General features: G+C 60.5%; 17 protein-coding genes and 1 tRNA gene. All 18 read left to right on the top strand.

Annotated elements, in window-relative coordinates:
* Nucleotides 1-37 precede the first annotated feature (37 nt).
* The 18 genes from IB255_RS16245 (at nucleotide 38) to IB255_RS16160 (ending at nucleotide 21,322) form a co-directional block, all read left to right on the top strand.
* Nucleotides 38-811, top strand: coding sequence for an ABC transporter ATP-binding protein (locus tag IB255_RS16245; protein WP_045215765.1), 774 nt, complete (start codon nucleotides 38-40; stop codon nucleotides 809-811).
* Nucleotides 812-825: 14 nt separating this feature from the next.
* Nucleotides 826-1,578 (top strand): ABC transporter substrate-binding protein, encoded by a 753-nt coding sequence (locus IB255_RS16240; RefSeq protein ID WP_081515332.1) that lies wholly within the window; start codon nucleotides 826-828, stop codon nucleotides 1,576-1,578.
* Nucleotides 1,579-1,634: 56 nt separating this feature from the next.
* On the top strand, nucleotides 1,635-2,330 hold the full coding sequence (locus tag IB255_RS16235; RefSeq protein ID WP_081515331.1) for an ABC transporter permease: 696 nt from the start codon (nucleotides 1,635-1,637) through the stop codon (nucleotides 2,328-2,330).
* The gene (locus tag IB255_RS16230; protein WP_081515330.1) at nucleotides 2,327-3,019 is read left to right on the top strand and encodes an ABC transporter permease; all 693 of its coding nucleotides are present in this window, start codon (nucleotides 2,327-2,329) and stop codon (nucleotides 3,017-3,019) included. The genes IB255_RS16235 and IB255_RS16230 overlap by 4 nt, the downstream gene beginning before the upstream one ends.
* A gap of 66 nt (nucleotides 3,020-3,085) precedes the next feature.
* On the top strand, nucleotides 3,086-4,306 hold the full coding sequence (locus IB255_RS16225) for a methyltransferase (RefSeq protein WP_081515329.1): 1,221 nt from the start codon (nucleotides 3,086-3,088) through the stop codon (nucleotides 4,304-4,306).
* 388 nt (nucleotides 4,307-4,694) lie between these two features.
* Complete coding sequence (locus IB255_RS16220) at nucleotides 4,695-5,168, top strand: MarR family winged helix-turn-helix transcriptional regulator (protein WP_081515328.1); 474 nt, start codon at nucleotides 4,695-4,697, stop codon at nucleotides 5,166-5,168.
* Nucleotides 5,165-6,652, top strand: a complete 1,488-nt coding sequence (locus IB255_RS16215; protein ID WP_081515327.1) for an efflux transporter outer membrane subunit — start codon at nucleotides 5,165-5,167, stop codon at nucleotides 6,650-6,652. Before IB255_RS16220 ends, IB255_RS16215 begins: the two co-directional genes overlap by 4 nt.
* A 14-nt stretch (nucleotides 6,653-6,666) precedes the next feature.
* The gene (locus tag IB255_RS16210) at nucleotides 6,667-7,851 is read left to right on the top strand and encodes an efflux RND transporter periplasmic adaptor subunit (protein ID WP_081515326.1); all 1,185 of its coding nucleotides are present in this window, start codon (nucleotides 6,667-6,669) and stop codon (nucleotides 7,849-7,851) included.
* Nucleotides 7,852-7,864: 13 nt separating this feature from the next.
* Nucleotides 7,865-9,403, top strand: coding sequence for a DHA2 family efflux MFS transporter permease subunit (locus IB255_RS16205; protein WP_151188596.1), 1,539 nt, complete (start codon nucleotides 7,865-7,867; stop codon nucleotides 9,401-9,403).
* 74 nt (nucleotides 9,404-9,477) lie between these two features.
* Nucleotides 9,478-9,553, top strand: a tRNA-Thr gene (locus tag IB255_RS16200).
* A gap of 343 nt (nucleotides 9,554-9,896) precedes the next feature.
* Nucleotides 9,897-10,868: a glycosyltransferase family 2 protein gene (locus IB255_RS16195; protein ID WP_218189929.1), complete on the top strand. Its 972-nt coding sequence runs from the start codon at nucleotides 9,897-9,899 to the stop codon at nucleotides 10,866-10,868.
* Nucleotides 10,869-10,871: 3 nt separating this feature from the next.
* Nucleotides 10,872-11,930, top strand: a complete 1,059-nt coding sequence (rfbB, locus tag IB255_RS16190; RefSeq protein ID WP_081515324.1) for a dTDP-glucose 4,6-dehydratase — start codon at nucleotides 10,872-10,874, stop codon at nucleotides 11,928-11,930.
* On the top strand, nucleotides 11,927-12,835 hold the full coding sequence (rfbD, locus tag IB255_RS16185) for a dTDP-4-dehydrorhamnose reductase (protein WP_081515323.1): 909 nt from the start codon (nucleotides 11,927-11,929) through the stop codon (nucleotides 12,833-12,835). Before rfbB ends, rfbD begins: the two co-directional genes overlap by 4 nt.
* Nucleotides 12,832-13,713, top strand: coding sequence for a glucose-1-phosphate thymidylyltransferase RfbA (rfbA, locus tag IB255_RS16180; RefSeq protein WP_192210563.1), 882 nt, complete (start codon nucleotides 12,832-12,834; stop codon nucleotides 13,711-13,713). Before rfbD ends, rfbA begins: the two co-directional genes overlap by 4 nt.
* Nucleotides 13,713-14,270 carry a dTDP-4-dehydrorhamnose 3,5-epimerase gene (gene rfbC, locus IB255_RS16175; RefSeq protein ID WP_081515321.1) on the top strand — a complete coding sequence of 186 codons (558 nt, stop codon included), beginning with the start codon at nucleotides 13,713-13,715 and terminating at the stop codon, nucleotides 14,268-14,270. The genes rfbA and rfbC overlap by 1 nt, the downstream gene beginning before the upstream one ends.
* Nucleotides 14,270-15,088, top strand: a complete 819-nt coding sequence (locus IB255_RS16170; protein ID WP_081515320.1) for an ABC transporter permease — start codon at nucleotides 14,270-14,272, stop codon at nucleotides 15,086-15,088. The genes rfbC and IB255_RS16170 overlap by 1 nt, the downstream gene beginning before the upstream one ends.
* Entirely contained in the window at nucleotides 15,078-16,388 is a 1,311-nt protein-coding gene (locus IB255_RS16165) for an ABC transporter ATP-binding protein (protein ID WP_218189928.1), read from the top strand. Before IB255_RS16170 ends, IB255_RS16165 begins: the two co-directional genes overlap by 11 nt.
* The gene (locus IB255_RS16160) at nucleotides 16,385-21,322 is read left to right on the top strand and encodes a GT99 family glycosyltransferase N-terminal domain-containing protein (protein WP_081515319.1); all 4,938 of its coding nucleotides are present in this window, start codon (nucleotides 16,385-16,387) and stop codon (nucleotides 21,320-21,322) included. The genes IB255_RS16165 and IB255_RS16160 overlap by 4 nt, the downstream gene beginning before the upstream one ends.
* The last annotated feature ends 10 nt before the right edge of the window (nucleotides 21,323-21,332 follow it).

The raw sequence follows: 21,332 nt of genomic DNA, 5'->3' as shown, positions 1-21,332 counted from the left end.
CTGCGAAAGCGTCCGAATAACAATAGAGGAGCCCCCTATGGCCACGGCCATACCCGCACTGGAAATCCGTAACCTGCACAAGCGTTACGGTGACCTGGAAGTGCTCAAAGGCATTTCCCTGACCGCCCGCGACGGCGATGTGATTTCCATTCTCGGCTCCTCCGGTTCCGGTAAATCCACGTTCCTGCGCTGCATCAACCTGCTGGAGAACCCGCACCAGGGCCAGATCCTGGTCGCCGGTGAAGAGCTCAAGCTGAAGAAGACCAAGGACGGCTCGCTGGTCGCCTCGGACAACAAGCAGATCAACCGTCTGCGCAGCGAACTGGGCTTCGTCTTCCAGAACTTCAACCTCTGGCCGCACATGAGCATCCTCGACAACATCATCGAGGCGCCGCGTCGTGTGCTGGGCAAGACCAAGGCCGAGGCCACCGAGATCGCCGAGGCCCTGCTGGCCAAGGTCGGCATCTCCGACAAGCGCCATAGCTTCCCCGCGCAGCTTTCCGGTGGCCAGCAGCAGCGCGCCGCCATCGCCCGCACGCTGGCGATGCAGCCCAAGGTCATCCTCTTCGACGAGCCGACGTCGGCACTGGACCCGGAAATGGTCCAGGAAGTGCTTAACGTTATCCGTGCGCTCGCCGATGAGGGTCGCACCATGCTGCTGGTAACCCATGAAATGAACTTTGCCCGCCAGGTATCCAGTGAGGTGGTGTTCCTCCACCAGGGCCTGGTAGAAGAGCAGGGACCGCCGCAGCAGGTATTTGACAACCCGCAATCGGCACGCTGTAAACAATTCATGTCCAGCCACCGCTAACGGAGCATTACTGCATGAACAACTATAAGAAGATCGTTCTGGCTATCGCGGCCACCTTCGCCCTGGGGAGCCAGGCCATCGCCGCGGACAAACTGCGCATCGGTACCGAAGGCGCCTACCCGCCCTTCAACGGCATCGACGCCAGCGGCCAGGTCGTCGGTTTCGATATCGAGATCGGCAAGGCGCTGTGCGCCAAGATGAAGACCGAGTGCGACGTCGTCACCTCCGACTGGGACGGCATCATCCCGGCGCTGAACGCCAAGAAGTTCGACTTCATCGTCGCTTCCATGTCGATCACCGACGAGCGCAAGCAGGCCGTTGACTTCACCAACGCCTACTACACCAACAAGCTGCAGTTCGTGGCGCCGAAGTCGACCGACTTCAAGACCGACAAGGGCTACCTCAAGGGCAAGGTGATCGGTGCGCAGCGCGCGACCATCGCCGGCACCTGGCTTGAGGACAACATGGCCGACACCGTCACCATCAAGCTGTACGACACTCAGGAAAACGCCTACCTCGACCTGTCCTCGGGCCGCCTCGACGGCGTGCTGGCCGACAAGTTCGTGCAGTACGACTGGCTGAAGAGCGACGCCGGCAAGGACTTCGAGTTCAAGGGCGAGCCGGTGTTCGACAACGACAAGATCGGCATCGCCGTGCGCAAGGGCGACCCGCTGCGTGACAAGCTGAACGCCGCTCTGAAGGAAATCGTCGACGACGGTACCTACAAGAAGATCAACGACAAGTACTTCCCCTTCAGCATCTACTGATGCATGTGCCGCGCCGCCCCTCGCCGGGCGGCGCGCGCCTTCAGGCGTGACTCCCCATGATTTTCGACCTGCACGGCTTTGGCGATCAGTTGATCGCCGGCACCTGGATGACGCTTAAGCTCTCGCTCGCCGCAGTCTGCGTGGGACTGGTCCTCGGCCTGCTCGGCGCCATCGCCAAGACCTCGAAGAACGGCTTCCTGCGCATGCTCGGCGGTTTCTATACCACCGTAGTTCGCGGCGTACCCGAGACACTCTGGGTACTGATGATCTATTTCGGCACCGTGGCCGGCCTGAACGCCATCGGTGACCTTTTCGGCCACCCCGAATTCGCACTCTCGCCCTTTGCCGCAGGCACCTGTGCCCTGGGCCTATGCTTCGGCGCCTATGCCACCGAAGTCTTCCGTGGCGCGCTGCTGGCGATTCCCAAGGGCCACCGCGAAGCCGGCCAGGCGCTGGGCCTCTCGGCTCCACGCATCTTCTGGCGCATCGTGCTGCCGCAGGTATGGCGCGTGGCGCTGCCGGGCCTGGGTAACCTCTATCTGATTCTTCTGAAGGACACCGCCCTGGTCTCGCTGATCACCCTCGACGAGATCATGCGCAAGGCCCAGGTCGCCTCCAACGCGACCAAGGAGCCCTTCACCTTCTACATGACCGCGGCCTTCATCTACCTGGGCCTGACCGTCTTCATCATGGCCGCCCTGCACTTCCTCGAGCGTCGCGCCGGCCGTGGCTTCGTGAGGAACGAGCTATGACCGATCTCGAGCTGATCCTCAAATGGCTGCCGAAGATGTTCCAGGGCGCCACCCTGACCCTGGAGCTGCTGGCCATCGCCGTGGTCGCCGGCCTGTGCCTGGCCGTACCGCTGGGCATCGCCCGCGCCTCGCGCCACTGGTACGTGCGAGCAGTGCCTTACACCTACATCTTCTTCTTCCGTGGCACGCCGCTGCTGCTGCAGCTGTTCATCGTCTACTACGGCTTCGCCCAGTTCGAGAGTGTGCGCAAGGGGCCGCTCTGGCCGTACCTGCGCGACCCGTACTGGTGCGCCCTGCTGACCATGACGCTGCACACCGCGGCCTACATCGCCGAGATCCTGCGCGGCGCCATCCACGCCATCCCGGTGGGTGAAGTGGAAGCCGCCCGCGCACTGGGCATGTCCCGTCGCCAGGCGCTGTTCCACATCATCCTGCCGCGCGCCGCGCGCATCGCCATGCCGGCCTACAGCAACGAGGTGATCCTCATGCTCAAGGCCAGCGCCGTGGTGTACACCGTGACCCTGTTCGACATCATGGGCATGACCCGCACCATCATCGCGCGCACCTACGAGGCCATGCTGTTCTTCTGCCTCGCCGGCCTGTTCTACCTGGTCATCACGCTGCTGCTGACGCGCATCTTCCGCCTGCTGGAACGCTGGCTGAAGGTGGACTCCATGCAGGGCCGCTGACCGGCGCACCGTTCGCCCACGGGGTCGCTATAATGCGCGCCCCGTGGTTTGCCTCCGCTTCGCACCGTGCTCCCGAACGACACTCCCCTGACCGGCTCCGACCTGCTCCAGCGCTTCCAGGCACTGGACGGCTTCCTGCTGGACCATCAGGCGCTATGGCGGCCGAAACCCTTCACGGCGCCGGAGCTGGCCTGGGAGCGCGAGCACCCCGAACTGGCCGCCTGGCTGCGAAGCCGCAGCCTCGATGACGCCGAGGCGGTGCACAACGCGCCCGAGCAGCTCGACGCCCCCGCGCCCTTTCCGGCATTGGCTGCCACGGCCGCAAAGCTGTCCGTCGTCGGCGAACTCCCGGCGACGCCGCTGGGCAAGTTGCCGAACCAGCTGACCGTCGATGTGCCTGGCCGCAAGTGGCAACAGATCGAAGCCTTCGCCAGCCGCCTGGAATTCGCGGAAGCACCGCAGCAATGGCTCGACTGGTGCGCCGGCAAAGGCCATCTGGGCCGTCTGCTGGCGCGTGACGGCAAGCCGCTGCTGAGCCTGGAGTTTGACCATGCCCTGGTGGAAGACGGCCAGCGCCTGAGCGACCGGCTTCAGCTTCTCGCCCGGCATCACCAGCAGGACGTACTCGCACCAGACGTCCGCGAGCACCTGCAGACCGAGCACACCGCCGTCGCCCTGCACGCCTGCGGCAACCTGCACGTACGCTTGCTGCAACTGGCCAGCGCCCAGGGCTGCCGCCAGCTCGCCGTGGCGCCCTGCTGCTACAACCGCATCGATAGCGAGTATTACCAGCCGCTCTCGCACGCCGCGCAAAGCTCCACCCTGCTGCTCTCGCGGGACGACCTGCGCCTGCCGCTCGCGGAAACCGTCACCGCTGGCGCCCGCGTGCGCCGCCAGCGCGACGGTTCGATGGCGCGGCGGCTGGCTTTCGACCTGCTGCAACGGGAAGTCCGCGGCAGCAATGACTACCTGCCCACTCCCTCCGTGCCGCCGACCTGGCTGGACAAGCCCTTCGCCGACTATTGCCGCGACCTGGCCGCGCTCAGGGGACTCGACCTGCCCACTGGCACCGACTGGCAGGAGCTGGAGGCCAGGGGCTGGCAACGCCTGGCCCAGGTTCGCAACCTGGAACTGGTGCGCGGACTGTTCCGCCGCCCCATGGAGCTGTGGCTGCTGCTCGATCGCGCGTTATTCCTCGAGGAACAGGGCTATCGCGCCACCCTGGGCGCCTTCTGCGCCACCCGGATGACCCCTCGCAACCTGCTATTACTGGCCGAACGCATCTGAGACGGGCGTTCCAGGGCTTCACCCACAGACCCTGTGGATAACTCTGTTCGTAACCCCGGAAAAAACTCCCCTTCCTTACTGCCCAGACCGCCTCGCTGCGATCTGGTCATTTTCTGTACATATAAATTTAATCTTTTAAAAACAGTGGGTTATGAGACTTCGTGATTGCTATCACATCTCATATGCGATTTGCGCCCTAAAGCTACCCCCCTTGTGCATAAAGGTCTTCGGCGGTGTAGGAAATCAGCCATTCCTGTTGCCATTCCTGCTCCAATAGCGCTTCGTCGAACGGATTGTTGCGTAATCGCGACAATCTAATCTTGTCAATCGCTGCCTAGGCAGTATCATTTCGAAACATTTCACTGCCTAAGCAGCTTTCTGTTTTGACATGAATCACTACGACGTCGCGGATTTTCCGTTCAAAGGCTCCATCGGCCAGCTGCTGGGTGCCACCGCCATCCTCAAGGATCGCCTGCTGGACAAGCATCTGGCGCACCTGGACATCACCGCCGCGCAGTTCAAGGTGCTGTTCTTCATCGGCAACGACCGCGCCAACACCCCGGCCGAGCTGTGCCGCGAGCTGTCCATCGACAGCGGGTCCATGACCCGCATGCTCGACCGCTTGGCACGCAAGGACCTGCTGGTCCGCGAGCCCTGCCAGAACGACCGACGCAGCGTGCGCCTAAGCCTGAGCCCCGCCGGACAGGCCGTGAATGACGAAGCCCCGAGCATCGCCGCTGCAGCCATGAACGAGCTGGTCAGTGGCCTCTCCCGCGATGAACTGCAGACCCTCACCGGCCTGCTCGACAAGATCCTGCGCGCCCACGGCGCCGCGGCCCATTGCGCGGCGCAGGAGAAATGATCATGAACCATCTCCGTATCGCCCTGCTGCCGGCCGCCGTGTTCGCCGCCGCGCTGAGCCTGTCCGGCTGCGTCAGCTACAAGGGCCTGGACATCAGTGGCAAGGCCGTCGACCCCGCCAGCCTGAAGGCTGGCGTCAGCCTCGATGGTACTCCGCTGTCCACCGCTGCCTGGCCCAGCGAGCACTGGTGGATCAGCCTGGGCGACCCGCAGCTGGACAGTCTGATCAGCGAGGCCCTGCAAGGCACGCCGGACCTGGACATCGCCAGCGCCCGCGCACGCCAGGCCATCGCCGCTGCGCAAGCGCAGGACGCCGCGCGCACGCCCAGCGTCAAGGGCACCGCCAGTTATGCCGGCATCCGCGCACCGGAAAGCGTGATTCCTGCGCCCATGGGCGGTCGCTACTCGGCGGTAAAATACCTGTCGCTCAGCTTCAGCTACGACCTCGATCTCTGGGGCGGCCAGCGCGACGCCTGGGAAGCCGCCCTCGGCCAGGCCAACGCTGCCGAAGTCGACCGCCAGGCCGCCTCGATCACGCTCTCCACCAATGTCGCCCGCGCCTACAGCAATCTGGCCCACGCCTTCGTTGCCCGCGACCTGGCCAAGGACGAACTGGATCGCTCGCAGCACCTCTTCCAGCTCAGCCAGAAACGCATGGACGCTGGTCTCGACAGCAAGGTCCAGCTGCAACAGACGCAGTCCCAGGTCGCCAGCGCCAAGCAGCAGCTGGCCGCCGCGGAACAGGAAATTGCCAGCGACCGCATCGCCCTCGCCGTCCTGCTCGGCCAGGGCCCGGACCGTGGTCAGGACCTGCAGCGTCCGCAGGTGCTCAAGCCCGGCGCGCTGAGCCTGCCGTCGAACCTGCCGGCCGAACTGCTGGGTCGCCGCCCGGACATCGTCGCCGCGCGCTGGCGGGTCGAAGCTGCATCAAAAAGTATCGACTCGGCGAAGACCGAGTTCTATCCCAACGTGAACCTGGGCGCGATGGTCGGCCTGGCCGCTCTGCATACCAGCGACGTGCTGAAAGCGCCAAGCCGGTTCTTCCAGATCGCGCCGGCCATCTCCCTGCCGATCTTCGACGGTGGCCGCCTACGCGCCAACCTGGCCGGGAAGGACGCCGACTACGACCTGGCCGTCGCCCAGTACAACAAGACCCTGGTCAGCGCTCTCGGCGAGGTCACCGACGATCTCGGCAAGCTGCGCTCGCTGGAGCAGCAGATCGACGACCAGCGCGATGCCCGCGATATCGCAAAGTCCAACTTCGACCTGGCCATGCGCCGTTACGGCGAAGGCGTCGGCAACTACCTCGACGCCCTCAGCGTGCAGCAGCAGCTGCTCCTCGCCGAACGCCAGCTGGCCAGCCTGGACGCCCAACGCATCGACCTTTCGGTGCAACTGGTCCAGGCCCTGGGCGGTGGCTACCAGCCCGACACCACTTCCACTCCTGCCCCGCTCGCCCAGGCGAACGCGGCCGCCGCGCACTGAACGAGGCACCCGACATGAGCACCGCCACCCAAGAAACCCAGAACGGCAACCCCAAGCGCAGGCGCTGGCTGCTGATCCTGCTCGCCGTCGTCATCCTCGCCGGCCTCGCCAGCGTCGCCTGGGAACTCCTCTACGGCCGCTGGCACGAGGACACCGACGATGCCTACGTGAACGGCAACGTCGTGCAGATCACCCCGCAGATCACCGGCACCGTGGTCAGTATCGGCGCCGATGACGGCGATCTGGTGCGCAAGGGCCAGGTGCTGGTGAAGTTCGACCCCAGTGATGCCGACATCGCCCTGCAGCAGGCCGAAGCCAACCTCGCGCGCACCGTGCGCCAGGTGCGCGGGCTGTTCAGCAACGTCGACGGCTACAAGGCCGACGTCGCCACGAAGAAGGTCGCCCTGTCCAAGGCCGAGGCCGATTTCAAGCGCCGGCAGAACCTCGCCAACGACGGCGCCATCTCCCAGGAAGAACTGGCTCACGCCCGCGACGCCCTGGACACCGCGCGCAGCTCGCTGACCAACTCCGAGCAGCAACTGGACACCAACCGCGCGCTGGTGGACGACACCGTGATCGCCTCGCACCCGGACGTCAAAGCTGCCGCCGCCAAGCTGCGCCAGGCCTACCTGGACGACGCCCGCGCGGTGATCATCGCGCCGGTCACCGGCTACGTCGCCAAGCGCACCGTGCAAGTCGGCCAGCGCGTGCAGCCGGGTGCCGCACTGATGGCAGTGATCCCGCTGGACCAGGTGTGGATCGACGCCAACTTCAAGGAAACCCAGCTCAAGCACATGCGCATCGGCCAGCCGGTGGAAATCCGCTCCGACCTCTATGGCAGCGAAGTGAAGTACTCCGGCACCGTCGACAGCCTCGGCGTCGGCACCGGCAGTGCCTTCTCCCTGCTGCCGGCACAGAACGCGACCGGCAACTGGATCAAGATCGTCCAGCGCGTGCCAGTGCGCATCCGCATCAACCCCGAGGAACTGGCGAAGAATCCGCTGCGCATCGGCCTGTCCATGGACGTCAACGTCAGCCTGCACGACCAGAGCGGACCCGCCCTCGCCCAGCAATCGCCGCACGAGGCGGTGTTCTCCACCGACGTCTACCAGGAGCAACTGGCCTCGGCCGACCAGCTGATCGAGAAGCTGATCCAGGCCAACCTGGCCGACGCCAACCACAGCACCGCGCAGCGCTGATCCGACTACCGTCATGAGCCAGCCCAACAGCAGCAGTTTCAGCCCCCCCAGCCTGGTTATGGCCACCATCGGCCTGTCGCTGGCGACCTTCATGCAGGTGCTCGACACCACCATCGCCAACGTCGCTCTGCCGACCATCTCCGGCAACCTCGGGGTGAGCTCCGAGCAGGGCACCTGGGTCATCACCTCCTTCGCGGTGAGCAACGCCATTGCCCTGCCGCTCACCGGCTGGCTGAGCCGCAAGGTCGGAGAGGTGCGGCTGTTCATTGCTGCCACCCTGCTCTTCGTGGTCGCCTCGTTCCTCTGCGGTGTCGCCCAGCAGATGGGCATGCTGGTGGGCTTCCGGGCCATCCAGGGTTTCGTCGCCGGGCCGCTCTACCCGATCACCCAGACCCTGCTGATCTCCATCTATCCGCCGGCGAAAAGGGGGATGGCACTGGCACTGCTGGCGATGGTGACGGTGGTCGCGCCCATCGCCGGGCCCATCCTCGGCGGCTGGATCACCGACAGCTACAGCTGGCCGTGGATCTTCTTCATCAACGTGCCCATCGGCCTGTTCGCCGCCATGGTCGTCTACCAGCAACTGCGCGCCCGCCCAGTTGTGATCAAGCACGCGCCCATGGACTACATGGGCCTGGCGATGCTGGTGATCGGCGTCGGCGCCCTGCAGATCGTCCTCGACAAGGGCAACGACCTGGACTGGTTCGAATCCGGCTTCATCATCGGCGGCACGGTCATCGCGGCGATCGCCCTGGCGGTCTTCGTGATCTGGGAGCTGACCGACAAGCACCCGATCGTCAACCTGCGACTGTTCGTGCACCGCAACTTCACGGTGGGAACCCTGGCGCTGGTCGGCGGCTACGCCGGTTTCTTCGGCATGAACCTGCTGCTGCCGCAGTGGCTGCAGACCCAGATGGGCTACACCGCGACCTGGGCGGGCCTGGCGGCCGCACCGATTGGCATCCTGCCCGTATTCCTCTCGCCGCTGGTCGGTCGCTACGCAAACAACTTCGACCTGCGCCTGCTGGCGGGGCTGGCGTTCCTGGCGATGGCGGCGACCTGCTTCATGCGCGCCGACTTCACCACCGAGGTCGACTACCTGCACATCGCGCTGGTACAGATGTTCATGGGGCTGGGCGTAGCGTTCTTCTTCATGCCGATCCTGAGCATCCTGCTCTCCGATCTGCCGCCCGACCAGATCGCCGACGGCTCCGGCCTGGCAACCTTCCTGCGGACCCTGGCCGGCAGCTTCGCCGCATCCCTGACCACCTGGATCTGGAACCGCCGCGCGACCATGCACCACGCCTACCTGACCGAAAACCTCAGCCAGTACGACCCGGCCACCCGCGCCACCGTCGAACAGCTAGGCGGCCCCGGCCAGCACAGCGCCGCGCTGCTGGAACGGATGGTGGAAAGCCAGGCCTACATGATCAGCACCATCGACTACTTCACCCTGCTGGGCTGGCTGTTCCTCGCCATGCTGGTAGTCATCTGCCTGGCCAAGCCGCCCTTCGGCGCCAAGCCCGGCGCAGCGACTGCGGGCGGTCACTGACAAAAACTGCGGATCATTCTGACAAATCAGTGGTTTACACCAAGGGCGCCGTGACTATAATGGCGCCCCTCCTTGCCGGTATAGCTCAGCTGGTAGAGCAACTGACTTGTAATCAGTAGGTCCCGGGTTCGACTCCTGGTGCCGGCACCATTCCTTTCCTGAACACCCGTACGGCTACTCCTGCCTGCGCGTCGACGTCCAGTCATCCGAAAGCAGCCCCACCTGCAGAAACTTTTTACCTTGAGCGCAATCCCAACTCGCTTTATAGGTACTCGGATGATTACCTCTCGAGCCTCTCCTACTCTGTAGGAAAAGCCTCAGCAGGATTATGGGTTTACTCCCAAGGTACGTTGCATATAATGGTCGACTTTTCCCCCGGACCTCTTTTTTCGCGGGCGGCTACGCGCCTGCCAAGCCTAGATTTGGCCGGTTTACCACAACGGTGTTTCGACACCATCAGCACTGATCGGATGGATCCGTCGGAGGCACTGTTTTGATTTCCTCCCCCTCCGCTAATGCCCATGAGGGATGGGGCGTCTCCCAGTCGGCCGACCAGGTCGCCATTCTCTTGTCAACCTACAATGGCGAATCCTTCCTGGGGCAGCAGCTCGACTCATTGATTGCTCAGAGCCACCCGAACTGGGTGATTTTTGCGTCCGATGATGGCTCCTCCGACTCCACGCTGGCGATACTTGCTGAATACCAAACTCGGCTGGGTGATCGCCTCGTGATCACCACCGGGCCTGGCCGCGGATTTGCGGCCAACTTCCTCAGCCTATTGCGCAACCGCGCGCTGACCCAGCCGTACATTGCCTTTTGCGACCAGGATGACCTGTGGGACCCCGAACGACTGCGGATGGGTCTTCAATGGGTTCGTGGCGTACCTGACGAACAGCCTGCCCTGTTCTGCTCACGCACTCGACTGATCGACCAGGAAGGCCACACCATTGGCTTCTCCCCTCTTTTCGAGCGCCCTCCATGCTTCGAGAACGCGCTGGTACAGAGCATTGCCGGTGGCAACACCATGCTGTTGAATCGTGCAGCGCAACGCTTGCTGGCACAGACGCCTGAACAGCAGTACATCGTTTCCCACGACTGGTGGGCTTATTTGCTGATCAGTGGTTGCGGGGGAGCGGTCGAGTACTGTGCGACGCCAACCGTTGGCTATCGCCAGCACCCGCACAATCTCGTTGGCTCCAACTCCAGCCTTCAAGAACGCCTCATCAGGGTGAGAAAGTTGTTCACCGGCACTTTTCGCGCCTGGATGAGCGCGAACATCAAGGCCCTGACAACGTTCCGAGACCGACTCACCCCCGAAAATCAACGGGCTCTCGCCCTGTTCGAACAGAGCCGACACACCGATCTCTCCCAAAGGCTGACTCTGATTCGCCAGTCCGGGGTCCACAGACAAACGTTACTGGGCACCGTCGGCCTGGCCGCTGCCGCCATTTTTCAAAGGGTATGACTAATGACAATTCTGGTAACCGGCAGCGCCGGCTTCATCGGCGCAAATTTCGTTCTCGACTGGCTGGCGGAAAGTGACGAAAAAGTCATCAGCCTCGACAAGCTGACCTATGCCGGCAACCGCCAGAATCTGGCCAGCCTGGATGGCGATGAGCGCCATCTTTTCGTACACGGCGACATTGGCGATGGCGATCTGATTTCCCGCCTGCTGGCCGAACATCAACCTCGTGCCGTGCTGAACTTTGCTGCAGAGTCCCACGTTGACCGGTCCATTCATGGTCCGGAGGACTTCATTCAGACCAATATCGTCGGCACCTTCCGCCTGCTCGAAGCAGTCCGCTCGCACTGGAATGGTCTGGCCGAAGGCCAGAAACAGGCTTTCCGCTTCCTCCACGTCTCCACTGACGAAGTCTATGGCTCCCTTGGCCCGAACGACCCGGCATTCAGCGAAAGCAACAAGTACGAGCCCAACAGCCCTTACTCCGCGTCCAAAGCCGCTTCAGACCACCTGGTGCGTGCCTACCACCACACCTATGGGCTGCCGGTGCTGACCACCAATTGTTCGAACAACTATGGTCCGTACCACTTCCCGGAAAAGCTGATTCCACTGGTCATCCACAACGCGCTGGCGGGCAAGCCGCTGCCTATCTATGGCGACGGACAGCAAATCCGTGACTGGCTGTTTGTTAAGGATCACTGCACTGCAATCCGTCGCGTTCTGGAGTCCGGACAACTGGGCGAGACATACAATGTCGGTGGCTGGAATGAAAAAGCCAATATCGACGTCGTCCACACCTTGTGCGACATCCTCGACCAGGAGCAGCCGCGGGCTGACGCAAAGAGCTATCGCGATCAGATCACCTATGTGAAAGATCGTCCTGGCCATGATCGGCGCTATGCCATCGACGCTTCACGGCTCGAGCGTGAACTGGGCTGGAAGCCAGCAGAGACCTTCGAAACGGGTATCCGCAAGACCGTTCGCTGGTACCTGGAGAATCAGGCCTGGGTAAGCAACGTTACCAGCGGCGCATATCGTGAGTGGGTAGGCAAGCAGTACGCATGAAAAAGATCCTATTGTTGGGCGCCAATGGCCAGGTCGGCTGGGAACTCCAGCGTGCCCTGGCTCCACTGGCGGACCTGGTGGTCTGCGATCGGCACAGGGCTGACCTGGGTGACCTTGCTCAATTGGAGCAACTGGTTGCGGACGAGGCCCCTGACGTTATCGTAAACGCCGGAGCCTATACGGCGGTCGATAAAGCCGAGAGTGATGCGAGCACCGCCCGGCGCATCAATTGCGAGGCTGTGGCGGTGCTGGCGCGCGCGGCATTCGAAACAGGAGCGTGGTTGGTTCATTACTCGACCGACTATGTTTTCGACGGAAGTGGGGATACGCCCTTTGCCGAAGCTTGCGCGACGGGGCCGCTGGGAATCTACGGGCAGACCAAGCTCGAAGGCGAGTTGGCGATCCATGAAAGCGGCTGCCGGCACCTGATTTTCCGCACCAGCTGGGTCTACGCCACCCGCGGCGCCAACTTTGCCAAGACCATGCTGCGTCTTGCCAAGGAGCGCGATGAGCTTCGAGTGATCGCCGACCAGTTCGGCGCCCCAACCAGTGCAGAGCTGATTGCGGACGTCACCGCACTGGTATTGCAGCGTCTGGCACACGACAGCGAACTGAGCTCCCGCGCAAGCGGCACCTACCACCTGGTTGCCAGCGGCGAGACCAGTTGGCATCGCTACGCCCAGTTCGTCGTTGGCGAAGCCATTCGCCTCGGCAGTAAATTGCGCGCAGCTCCGGAACGCATCGCTCCGATCGCGACCAGTGAGTATCCGCTACCCGCCAAGCGCCCGGCGAACTCTCGTCTCGCCAACGACAAGCTACAAGGGACTTTCGACGTGCGACTCCCTCACTGGGAATACCACGCTCAACGCATGATCAGAGAATTGGTCGATCAGGGAACAGTATGAAGCGCAAAGGAATCATTCTCGCTGGTGGATCCGGTACCCGTCTGCACCCGGCAACCCTGGCAATCTCCAAGCAGTTGCTGCCGGTCTACGACAAACCGATGATCTACTACCCGCTGAGCACTCTGATGCTGGCGGGGATTCGCGACATCCTCATCATCTCGACCCCTCAGGACACTCCGCGCTTCGAGCAACTGCTGGGCGACGGGAGCCGCTGGGGCCTGAACCTGCAGTACGCGGTGCAGCCATCGCCGGGCGGGCTCGCCCAGGCCTTCCTGATCGGCGAGGAATTCATCGGCAACGACCCATGCGCGCTGGTGCTGGGTGACAACATCTACCATGGCCATGAGTTCCAGGAGCTGCTGCTGAGTGCGATGAAGCGCACCTCCGGCGCCAGCGTGTTCGCCTATCACGTGCATGACCCCGAGCGTTACGGCGTGGTGGAATTCAATGGTGATGGCAAGGCCATCAGCCTCGAAGAAAAGCCCGCGAAGCCCAAGTCCAGCTATGCCGTTACCGGCCTGTACTTCTACGACAACCAGGTCGTCGATATCGCCAAGAGCATCAAGCCCTCCGCCCGTGGCGAACTGGAAATCACCGACGTCAACCGCCTGTACCTGGAGCGAAACGAGCTCTCCGTCGAGATCATGGGCCGCGGCTACGCCTGGCTGGATACTGGCACTCACGACTCGCTTCTGGAAGCAAGCCACTTTATTGCCACCTTGGAGAACCGCCAGGGCCTGAAAGTTGCCTGCCCAGAGGAAATCGCCTTCCGCCAGAAGTGGATCAGCGCGGAACAACTGGAAGCACTGGCAGCCCCGCTAGCCAAGAACGGCTATGGCCAATACCTGAAACGCCTGCTGGTTGAGACTGTTTACTGATGAAAGCTACCCGCCTTGCAATTCCGGAAGTTGTGCTCATCGAACCTAGAGTATTTGGTGATGATCGTGGCTTCTTCTTTGAGAGCTTCAACCATCAGCATTTCGAGGAAGCGATTGATCGCCCGGTAACGTTTGTCCAGGACAATCATTCGCGATCATGCAAAGGCGTGTTGCGTGGCTTGCATTATCAAATCAAGAGCCCGCAGGGAAAACTAGTACGAGTCGTTAGCGGCGAAGTGCTGGATGTCGCCGTAGATCTGCGTCGATCATCGCCCACTTTTGGCAAATGGGTCAGCGCCCTACTCAATGCAGAGAACAAGCATCAGCTGTGGGTACCGGAGGGCTTCGCTCACGGATTCGTGGTGCTTTCGGAATCAGCAGACTTCCTTTACAAGACCACGAGCTACTACGCCCCTGAACATGAGCGCTGCCTTATGTGGAGCGACGCTGACATCGGTGTGGACTGGATGCTCGAACGACTTGGCGGAAAGGCGCCGCAGCTCTCAGGAAAAGACCAAATTGGCAAGCTCCTTTGCGAAGCCGAGGTCTACGCGTAATGCGTCAACATAGCATTGCGCCCATAGAGATTCTTCGATCACTCGTGAGAAATCGCAGCCTGATTCTGCAACTGACCCGTCGCGAGATTTCAGGTCGATACAAGGGTTCCCTGTTCGGAACCCTCTGGTCTCTCTTCAATCCTATTCTGATGCTGACGGTCTATACCTTCGTCTTCAGCGTGGTTCTCAAGGCGCGCTGGGGCGACAGCGGAGCGTCGAAGACAGAGTTTGCACTAATCCTGTTTGCCGGCCTCATCGTATTCAACGTATTTGCTGAAACGTTTACCAAGGCCCCCACGGTCATTCTCTACAGCACGAACTACGTCAAGAAGATCATCTTCCCCCTGGAGATCCTTCCTGTAGTTAGCCTAGCAACCTCAGTCTTTCATGGACTCGTCAGCCTACTGGTATGGCTCGCATTTCACGCCATCATCTTCGGCTTGCCCCATATTCAAATACTGTACTTCCCTGTGGTAATGCTCCCTCTGCTGCTCGCCACACTAGGAGTCTCCTGGCTCTTGGCGTCGGCCGGAGTCTATTTGCGGGACGTATCCCAGGTCATTGGAATCCTGACCACAGCGCTGATGTTCCTGTCCCCGATCTTCTACCCGGTGAGCGCCCTGCCAAAAGAGCTGCAGCCCCTGTTCAGCTTTAACCCCTTGACCTCCACCATCGAGCAGTCTCGTGCCGTCCTTGTCTTTGGCCAGGAGCCAGACTGGCAAGGGCTGGGTATTTCGATGTTGATTGCGTTGGCCATTCTCTGGCTGGGATTCGCCTGGTTCCAGAAAACACGCAAGGGGTTTGCTGATGTCCTCTGAGGTTGCAATTCACGTCAGTAACCTGAGCAAGTGTTATCAGATATATGACACACCCAGGGACCGCCTGAAGCAGTTCTTACTCCCTCGCCTGTCGCTCTCGGAAAAACGCTATTACCGGGAGTTCTGGGCCCTGCGGGACATTTCACTGAAAGTTCAACGCGGAGAAACCCTCGGCATTCTCGGTAGGAATGGCGCAGGCAAATCCACGTTACTGCAGATTATTTGCGGAACACTTGCCCAAACTGACGGCTCTGTCCAAGTAAATGGCCGGATTGCTGCACTACTCGAACTCGGTGCTGGATTTAATCCTGAGTTCACAGGCAGGGAGAACGTTTACCTCAACGGCAGCGTTTTGGGTCTCAGCAAAGAAGAGATAGACAATCGTTTCGCCGAGATCGAAAGCTTCGCCGACATCGGCGACTTCATCGATCAACCAGTCAAGTCTTACTCCAGCGGCATGTACGTAAGGCTGGCCTTCGCCGTTCAGGCATGCGTCGATCCGGAAATCCTGATTGTCGACGAAGCACTTTCCGTTGGAGATATCGGTTTCCAATACAAGTGTTACAAGCGGATGGAAGATCTCCGTAAAAAGGGCGTGACCATCATCATGGTTACCCATTCAACCGGCAGCGTTCTTGAATACGCCGACCGCTGCATCGTGCTTGATAAAGGAAGAATCACGATCGACAGCACCGATGTGCTGTCGGCGGTACTGGCCTACGAGAAAGGGATGCTCAGCCAGAATACCAAGGTAGCAGCCACAGAAGTCAAGGAACTGACGGCAGAGCGCCCTCTTGACGTTCGTGAGCTGCAGCAACTGCAGGCAGCCGAGACTAACAGGGAAATCAACGAGAAACGCTTCGGCTCCGCGCGCGCAATTATCCGAAGCCTGGAAATCATCAAGTCGGATGGCAAGTCGCTAGCCGAGGAACCCATTGTTCGAAGCGGGGAGGAAGTTACCTTCCGCATTACACTTGCCTCCACTGAGTCCATTAATGACGTTGTATTGGGGATATCCATCTCCAGAACGCAAGGCTCAGACGTGTGGGGTGATAACAACCTGAACGCTGGCTACATCCTGAACCTTGTCCCCGGTACGCAAGTCGTGGAGTATTCCGCGAAGTTACCTATCAGCCAGGGAGACTACCTGATTCATTGTGGCCTGGCTTGCGTGAGTATGGGAGAACGGGAAGAACTGGATCAACGTCGTCCTATTCAGCAGATCAAGTTCTGGTCGGCACGCAGCCAGGTCGGTGTCGTCTTCGCACCAATGAAAGTCAGCCAGGGCAATCTGCCATGATTGCGATCTTCCTTCCGCCCTACCCGTTTCGCGGCCTTCCAGCCCCGTACCTCTGGGTTTTCTACAAGTTTCTCAGCCAGTCAAAAGAGCCCCTGTACTTCATTACTGGCGAGCAGTACCTCGATCTGGAAGCGAACGCTCAGCGCTGGGAACATGTCGGTGATGCCCCCCAACGCCTGAACTACACCCTACCGACGAGAGAGACGCTGCAGCAGCATACTTACCATATGCTGTCACCAGATTTATTCGGGAAGCTTCTTGAGGAGCACAATCGAAATCCCGTTCAGGTATTTCGTACCTTCCTCACATCCGACCTGAAAGCGCTTAGCGCCGAATTGGAAGTGGCGCTGGATCAGGTCAATGACCTCGAGGCCATTGTCACCTGGTGCAACTGCCCCACCCTGGAGCGGGTCGCTCGTGCGCGCGACCTGCCAGTTATACATCTGGAACTCGGACCGCTTCGATTTCCCAGCTACCGCAGCACAGCCTATCTGGATTTCAGTGGCGTCAATGGCAACACGGAAGCACATTCACGCTTCTCCGAGGTATCTGACAGTCTCGGCATAGATACAACGACCGCGAATCTTCTAGGCTATTTCTCTCGGCCATCCCCGATGCACTTCGAGTGCAACAACACGAAAGTCAGGATTGGACTTGCACTTCAGGTAGAAGATGACTCCAACCTGATTGCATTCTCCAACGGTTACGACAATAGCAGCATTATCAGCTTCGCCAAAATTGCCTACCCGGCAGAACAATTGCTTGTACGCGCCCATCCGGGCAGTCTCTTCCGACTCGACGACACCAAGCTGTTGGCGGACCAGTCTCCCAATACCGACTATTTCCTGGCCAGGGTTGACGAACTGCTCACCATCAACTCCAGCATAGGTTTCGAGGCGCTGCTACGCGACAAGAAGGTAACAGCCCTCGGCGACAGCTCCTACAAGTTCATCGTGGAGTCCTCAGTCGAAACACGGCACTCAGCACTTGCTTTTTATCTGTTCAGCTATCTGGTGCCGCAGGAGCTGATCTTTGACATTGATTACCTGCGTTTTCGACTTAATTGTCACAATGAGCGCGACATTACCTATCGCCATATAGCTCATTATGCAGCCGAGGACGGCGCACCTCATCCTGAAATGCCACAGACCTTGAAGCAGATGATTGAACAGGAACTTCAGCGGAACAACATGGAAAAGCTAATCCACAGCGAATCAGAACTCAGGACCAGAACTCAGCAATTGGAGGAGGAGGTTCGCCGTATGGAAAGCGAGTTGGAAATAGAACTATCTCGAGCGAGCTTACGAGAGCAAGAGCTGGAAAATGCATTGTCACAGGTCAGTGTCCGCGAGCGAGAGCTGGAAAGCGAGCTACTGCAGGCAAGAGATCGCGAGACGAAACTGGAAAGTGAGCTCTACAGTTCTCACACCAGCCTCAACGTACTGCGCCGAAAGGTAGTCGCTCACGACGCCGATATTGCGGTGCTCAAGGATGCTGCACAGTTGCATTCGCTTGAGATCGGTGCCTATCACGAAGCGGTGATGGCCCGCGAGGCCACTATCACCAGCTTGATGAGCTCTACCAGCTGGAAACTAACCGCCCCTCTGCGCAGGCTGGGCCTTGCTATGCCCAAGCTCCGCTACCGGTTCCACGGAATAATGAGATTATTCCGGCGTGACGGCGCGAAAGCCATCCTGAAGAAGGCCTGGGTCATTGTCGGTAACGAGGGAATTAAAGGACTTCGTCGACGAGCATCGCTGGCACTGGTCAATCAGCATCACTCCGCCGGCTCTCCGGAATCGAGGCTCGCTCCGGTCACCAGCTTGCGACCGCTGTCCGACTATCTGCCTGTCAACTCCACAGCACTACCTGACGCTCCTCTCGTGGATGTCGACGTTATCATTCCGGTCTATCGCGGCCTGACAGAAACACGAAACTGCATCGAGTCGGTACTCGCAGCCAAATGCAACACTCCTGCGCGAATCGTGGTAATCGATGACTGCAGCCCGGAGCCGGAAGTCTCGGCGTACCTGCAAAGCCTGCCGCAATCCCCAGAGTTCATCGTCCTGCGTAACGAGGAAAACCTTGGCTTTGTTGGCACTGTCAACCGCGGCATGCGCCTGGCGCCGGAAAACGATGTGCTGCTGCTCAACAGCGACACCGAGGTCGCCGACGGCTGGCTCGATCGGCTGGTGTGGCATGCGTACAGCAGCGAACGGGTGTCTTCTGTAACCCCCTTCTCCAACAATGCCACCATTTGCAGCTACCCCCGCATCGAGGGCATTCGTGGCCTGCCTGGAGAAGAGGACCTGGGCTTCCTCAATCAGGCGTTCTGGGAAGCCAACGCCGGTCGTTCGGTCACGCTTCCAACCGCCGTCGGCTTCTGTATGTACATTCGCCGCGCCTGCCTGGATGAGGTTGGCCTGTTCGACGAAGAAGCCTTCGGCAAAGGCTACGGTGAAGAAAACGACTTCTGCCTTCGGGCCCTTGCCAACGGCTGGACCCACCTTCTGGCAACTGACACATTCGTCTTCCATGCCGGCGAGGTCAGCTTCCAATCCGATAGCTCTCCAGGCAAGGCGCGCGCCATGCAGATCCTGCGGGACCGCTACCCCAGCTACGAGGCGGAAGTCGCCAAGCACGTCACGACCGCAGAAGCTGAGCCGATGCGAATTGCGGCCACCGCTGCGCGTTACCGGCTGAGCGGCTTGCCTGTAGTGCTGATGGTTACCCACCACCTCGGGGGAGGTACTCAGAAGCACGTCGATGAGCTCTGCGCGAGCCTGGAAGACAAGGCACACTGCCTGATCCTGCAGCCCAAAAGCGGCCAGGAAGATGCTGTCATCCTGAAGTCCGCCAACTCGGATCTCCAAGGTTTCGACCTGCACCTGACAGACCATGTCATTTTCCTGACAGACCTGCTGAAGTCCTTCGGCGTCACCTACATCCACATTCATCACACCGTTGGAATGCCCGAGAAGCTTCAGGAAGTCATTGCCAGCCTGGGCGTTCCCTTCGACTTCACCGTCCATGACTACTACAGCCTCTGCCCCCAGATAAACTTTGCTCACGAAGGGCGCTACTGCGGGGAGCCCGATGCCAGCGGTTGCAATCGCTGCATTGCGGCCAGGCCAGCACATGGCGCGCAGGACATCGTCTGGTGGCGCCAGAAACATGCGTGGCTACTGGATGATGCACGGCGAGTCATTTGCCCCAGCCAGGACGTGGCAAACCGGGTCCAGCGTTATCACCCATCTGCTCCCGTAGTCGTCGAAAGCCACGAAGTACTCGACGACGTACCGCTCCGGGTTCCCACCCTTGCCCAGGATGAACCGTTGCGCGTTGTGCTTCTTGGCTGGCTGGCCAAGCACAAGGGATCGCAGCTCGTTTCCGACTGCCTCGTCGCTGCACGCAAGGAGAATGCACGGGACATCCACTTCCACCTGATTGGTCGGTCGATGGAAACCCTTCCTCAATCCGACATTTACTCCGAAAGTGGCGAGTACCGCGATGAGGATCTGATCCGACTGATTGATGAAACGGATCCGCACGTCATCTGGCTCGCCTCCACCTGGCCGGAAACCTATAGCTACACCTTGAGCGCGGCCATTTCGGCGGGACGCGCCGTGGTTGGGGCGAACCTGGGTGCGCTGCCGGAGAGAGTTGCCGGGCGCCCATGGAGCTGGGTCCAGCCGTGGAACTCCTCCGGCGAAGAAACGCTGCAGTTCTTCCAGAGCATTCGCACGCACTTTGAGCAGCAGTTGCCCCCTCCCCATACCGAGGCGGAACCCGCTGCACCGAAGGAAGCCTTCTATCCCGATCGCTATGCGCATCTGATTGCAACCGATGCAAGTGCAGAAGCCACTCTCGTCGATCTGCGTCGTTCCGACACCCACAGCATTCTGGTTGTTGCAGAAATGCTGGGAGAGCGTCCTAGCCCCTGCGCCTACATCCGAGTACTTCTTCCGCTACTGGCCACCGCAGGTCCATCTTCAAACGTCAGGGTCATTCGTCCGGCGGACATCCACCGCTATGTGGCTGATACCATCTACACGCACCGGATCGCACTGCACGGACATCACGCCACCGAGTTGGTCGAGCATTGTCAGAAGCATGGCATGCGCCTCGTTTACGACCTCGACGATGACCTGCTTGGCATTGCCGAAAGTGAACACCCCGAACGGGCACGGTATGCCGCTTACGCATCCAGTATCCGCCTGCTGGCCTCCAAGGCGAGCGAAGTGCGAGTTTCCACGCCAGAGCTGAAGCAGCGAATGGCGAAGCACAGCAACAACGTCAAGGTCGTTCCGAACGCGCTGGATGCCTCTACCTGGGCGCTCGACGGTGCACCGCTGCATCGCTGGGCGCACAATGAGGTAGCGATTGTTTACATGGGCACGATGACGCACCACGCAGACTTCGAAATGGTCAAAGGCGTGCTGCGACGAATCAAGAACAAATATGGCAAGGCCGTCAGCATCAATCTCATCGGGGTAAGTGCAGACAGAAACGAATCAGGCTGGTGCCGGTACATCGACGTTCCCAGCCATGCAAGCACGTCCTATCCTGCCTTTGCCAGCTGGCTGATTCGTTCCATGAGTTTCGATATCGGCATCGCCCCACTCGTGGACAACGAATTCAATCGCGCCAAGAGCGGCATCAAGTTCCTCGACTACACCGCCATGGGGCTCGCGACACTGACTTCCGACGTACCGGCCTATCGCGACACGATCGAAAACGAGGTCACCGGTCTGGTAGTGCCCAATGATCCCGAGGCCTGGTATGGGGCACTGGATCGTCTGGTCAGCGACGCGACTCTCAGGCACCAGCTCGCTAATGCGGCAAGAGATAAATTACTCAGCCAGCATACTCTGCAGAGTGCATCTGGCGGAGCTCCCTTCCGGCTCAATGGAGTCGAAGCCAGCGAGCCATAACAGGCGCCGA

The organism is Pseudomonas sp. PDM22 (genome assembly GCF_014851965.1).
Classification (GTDB): Bacteria; Pseudomonadota; Gammaproteobacteria; order Pseudomonadales; family Pseudomonadaceae; genus Pseudomonas.
This window is presented reverse-complemented; position numbering and strand designations above follow the sequence as displayed.